The sequence below is a fragment of the Microtetraspora fusca genome, from assembly GCF_001570365.1.
In the GTDB taxonomy this organism is placed as follows: Bacteria; Actinomycetota; Actinomycetes; order Streptosporangiales; family Streptosporangiaceae; genus Microtetraspora; species Microtetraspora fusca.
Window position 1 is genome coordinate 340,474 of the sequence record NZ_BBYK01000043.1, and the last position, 4,342, is coordinate 344,815.

A 4,342-nucleotide genomic window follows, 5' to 3' on the forward strand; every position below is an offset into this window, starting at 1 on the left:
GCCCCGCCCCCACCACCCCCGCGACCGGCCCCTTCGACACCGCCGTCCCCCAGACCGGGATGTTCGAGCGGCCGGCGTCCTACGACGTGCCCCCGGCGGACCCGTACGGCACGACGCAGCGCTTCACCTCCGACACCGGCCCGTCCTACGCGGTGCCGGCGTCCCCGTCCGCCGAGGAGCCGTCCTGGGGGCAGCCGCCGGCTCCGCCCGCCACGCCCGCCTGGCCGGGGGTGCGTGACGTGCTGGACGACCCGGAGCCGCCGCACGGCTACCAGCCCACCACGTACGGCGGTTACGACTCCTACTCCTCCGACCGCACGTCCTACTCCACCCCGTCCTCGACCTCGTACGAGGTGAGCGCGGGCTGGGCGACGATCGACGACTCCGACACCGTGAGCGGCCCCGCCGCCCCCGCCGGTCCGTCCCCCGCGACCCCGGCCGCGCCGTACGAGCAGGGCGACCACTACGGCCGGGACCGGCAGCCGGGCCACGCGGCCGCGCCGGAGCCGTCCGCGTGGCCGGAGCAGAAGCCCGCGTCCGGGAGCTGGCCCTCCTACGACGAGATGTACGGCACGGCCCCCGAGCCGACCGGGCGCCGTGGCAGCCACCGCAGCCCCGAGACCGACTATCCCGACTATTACCGCTGACTTTCCTCCCGCTTGCCTGACCTGCGCGTGATCCCTGTTTTAGGGTCACGTCATGACGGAGAGCGGCTGTACGAATACGGAGAGTGGTTGGCGGTCCGTGCTCCGGCACGACGTGCCCGCCTCCCTGGTGGTCTTCCTCGTCGCGGTCCCCCTCTCCCTCGGGATATCCGTCGCGTCGGGCGCCCCGATCGCCGCCGGTCTGGTGGCCGCGGTCGTCGGGGGCATCGTCGCGGGTGCCATGGGCGGATCCGTGATCCAGGTCAGCGGCCCGGCCGCCGGGCTCTCCCTGGTCGTCGCCGACCTCGTACAGACGTACGGGTGGCGCGCCACGTGCATGATCACGTTGCTCGCGGGGCTGCTGCAGCTCCTGCTCGGCCTCGTCAAGGTGGCGCGGGCGGCCCTGGCGGTGTCCCCCGCGGTCGTGCACGGGATGCTCGCCGGGGTGGGCGTCGTGATCGCGCTCTCGCAGCTCCACATCGTCCTCGGCGGGCAGCCGCAGAGCTCGGCCGTCGAGAACCTCCTGGAGCTGCCCTCGCAGGTCGTGAACAACCACGGCCACGCCGTCCTGGTCGGCGTCATCACGATCGCCGTCCTGCTGGTGTGGAACCGGCTGCCGCGCCTGCGCGCGGTGCCCGCCCCGCTCGCGGCCCTTCTGATCGGAGCGGCCCCGGCGACCGCGCTCGGCTGGGATGTCACCCGGGTGGACCTGACCGGCGGGTTCTCCTCCCTGGAGGGTCCCGTGCTCCCCTCCGGAGACTGGCACGCCATCATGTCGTCGGTGCTGCTGGTCGCGCTGCTCGCCGGGGTCGAGTCGCTGCTCACCTGCGTCGCCTCCGACCGCATGCACAGCGGGCCGCGCGCCGACCTCGACCGGGAGCTGACCGCGCAGGGCGCGGCGAACCTCATCTCGGGCGCGCTCGGCGGCCTGCCCGTCTCCGGCGTGGTCGTACGGACGACCGCCAACGCCCGGGCGGGCGCGCGCAGCCGGTGGTCGACGGTGCTGCACGGCACGTGGGTGCTGATCTTCACCCTGGCCTTCGGATGGGCGATCACACTGATCCCGATGGAGGCGCTCGCCGCGCTGCTGCTCTTCATCGGCATCCAGATGGTGAACGTCGGCCGCGTGCGCAACCTGCGCGGCCACGGCGAGATGCCGGTCTACTTCGTCACCATGGGCGGCGTGGTGCTGGTCGGGCTCGCCGAGGGCGTCCTGGTCGGGCTCGGCCTGGCCGCGCTGCTCGCGCTCCGCCGGCTCACCTGGCTCTCGGTCCAGGTACGGCCCGACGGGGACCGATGGCGGGTCGTGGTGACCGGCTCGCTCACCTTCCTCGGCGTGCCGAGGCTGACCGAAGCGCTTCGGGCCATCCCGGCGGAGGCGGCCGTCGAACTCGACCTGCACGTCGACTTCATGGACAACGCCGCCTTCGAGGCGCTGCACAACTGGCGACTGGAACACGAGCGCGCCGGCGGCACGATCGACATCGACGAGCTGCACGACGAGTGGTACTCCGCCGCCGTGCGCGGCACCCGGATGTTCCCTGCCAAGAGCCCGTTCCGGCACGACCGGTGGTGGCTTCCGTGGGCGTACCGGCGTCCCGGGCCGCGTCCCGGGGAGGTCGTCCCGCTCCTCGAACCCACCCCGGCCGCCGTCTTCCCGGCGAACGGGGGCGAAGCCGTACCGGATCTACTGAAGGGTGCCCAGGAGTTCCAGCGGCGGACCGCCCCGCTGGTGCGGCCTCTGCTGAACCGGCTGGCGCGCGGGCAGGCGCCCTCCCACCTGTTCATCACCTGCGCCGACTCGCGGATCGTGCCGAACATCATCACCGCGAGCGGCCCGGGCGACCTGTTCACGCTGCGCAACATCGGGAACCTCGTCCCCCGCCACCGGGCCGCGCCGCACGACGACTCCGTCATGGCCTCGATCGAGTACGCCGTGGGGGTCCTCGGGGTACGGAAGATCACCGTCTGCGGGCACTCCGGCTGCGGCGCGATGGCGGCTCTGCTCGGCGAGGTCCCGCCGTCACCGGCCGAGTTCGACACCGGCTTCCCCGCCCTGCGCGGGTGGCTGCGCCACGGACGCCACACGCTGGCCCGGTTCGTGGCGACGGAGAGCACGGAGGACGACGCGGGCCCACTGGACCGGCTCTGCCGGCTGAACGTGATGCAGCAACTGGACAACCTGCGTTCCCACCCGCGCCTGGACGCCCTGGTCCGGTCGGGGACGCTGGAGCTGTCCGGCCTGTACTTCGACATCGGTGCGGCCAGCGTCCATGTGCTGCACGAGGAGGGCTTCACGCCCGTGCCGACGCTCCGTACGGGCTGACTCCGCCGCCGTTCACCCTGAGCGCACTTCGTCCGCCCATCGTGAAACCGGGGAGACAACCGGGGGCGGGCGGACGAAGGATGGCGGCATGAAAATCTTGGTCATCGGTGGTTCCGTGTTCCTCGGCCGGGCGATCGTTGCGGAGGCGCTCCGCCAGGGACACGAGGTCACGACGTTCAACCGCGGCAGGAGCCGGCCGGACGCACCGGGGGTCGAGGCCGTGCACGGGGACCGCGAGGTGTCCGCCGACCTGGACCGCCTCGTCGAGGGACGTCAGTGGGACACCGTCATCGACGTCTGCGGCTACACCCCGCGCGTCGTCCTCGACTCGGTGCGCAAGCTGTCCGGTCATGCCGGCCACTACACGTTCATCTCCAGCATCTCCGCGTTCCCCGGCTTCCCGGCCGTGCCCGGGCTGGACGAGGACTCGCCGCGCCACGAGTGCCCGGCGGACGCGGACGGCGACTACGGCGACTACGGCGTGCTCAAGGCCGGCTGCGAGCGCGCCGTCGAGGAGCACTTCGACGGCGAGACGCTGATCATCGAGCCGGGCCTCATCCTCGGGCCGCACGAGAACGTCGGGCGGCTGCCGTGGTGGCTCACCCGGATCGCCAAGGGAGGGCGGGTGCTCGCGCCGGGCGACCCGGACCGGGCCATGCAGCTCATCGACGCCCGCGACATCGCCGCCTTCACGGTGGACCAGGCGGCCAGGGGCACGACCGGCCGCTTCCTCACCTCCGGCGTGCCCGGCAACACGACGTACGGCGACTGGCTGCGTGACTGCATCAAGGTCACCGGCTCCGACGCCGAGCTGGTGTGGGTCGACGACGCCGTCCTGCGGGAGCACGACGTCCAGATGTGGACCGAGCTGCCGTTGTGGGCGTGGGAGGGCCCGGACACGGAGGGGGTCTGGCTGCCGTCCTCGGCCAAGGCGCTCGCCGCCGGGCTCACCTGCCGTCCCGTGAACGAGACGGTGCGGGACACCTGGGAGTGGCTGAAGGACATCCCGGAGGAGGAACGCAGCTTCGGCTCGAGGCTCCAGCACGGCATCGACCCGGAGAAGGAGGCCCGCATCCTCGCGGACTGGGACGCGCGCTCCTGATCGGACTCCCATCAGGGAGTGGATTCCCCCATGGCTCCAGACGCCTCTAGGCTGGCGGCCATGTCGGATCTGCCGCAGTTTGTCACCCTGCTCATCGTGCTCGCCGCCGTCCTCGGCGGAGGCTTCACGGCCGCGACGCGGCGGAAGGGCCGGAATCGGCAGAGCCGGAATCAGCAGGACCGCCCCGCCGGCCCCCGCAGGTCCCCGTCCGGACCGCGTGGCGGCCGGCCGGGCGGCGCGCCTGGCGGGGGACGGCCCGCGGGCCGCGGG

At 72.9% G+C, this 4,342-nt stretch carries 3 protein-coding genes and 1 pseudogene; all 4 read left to right on the forward strand.

All coding sequences use genetic code 11. From position 1 onward, the window contains the following. Nucleotides 1–647: pseudogene (locus tag AWQ68_RS12510) on the forward strand (hypothetical protein); the annotation flags it as partial. Between the two features lie 97 nt (nt 648–744). Beyond that, entirely contained in the window at nt 745–2,970 is a 2,226-nt protein-coding gene (locus AWQ68_RS12515) for a SulP family inorganic anion transporter (RefSeq protein ID WP_245655885.1), read from the forward strand. An 88-nt stretch (nt 2,971–3,058) separates the two neighbouring features. Beyond that, nucleotides 3,059–4,072 (forward strand): NAD-dependent epimerase/dehydratase family protein, encoded by a 1,014-nt coding sequence (locus AWQ68_RS12520; protein ID WP_066939432.1) that lies wholly within the window; start codon nt 3,059–3,061, stop codon nt 4,070–4,072. A 60-nt stretch (nt 4,073–4,132) separates the two neighbouring features. Then, nucleotides 4,133–4,342 (forward strand): hypothetical protein (locus AWQ68_RS44190; RefSeq protein ID WP_218006843.1); only part of this gene is annotated, 210 nt, incomplete at its 3' end.

What these genes read in the sequence shown, in the direction of transcription:
- AWQ68_RS12520 (WP_066939432.1), top strand. Translation starts at nt 3,059, where the DNA reads ATGAAAATCTTGGTCATCGGTGGTTCCGTGTTCCTCGGCCGGGCGATC.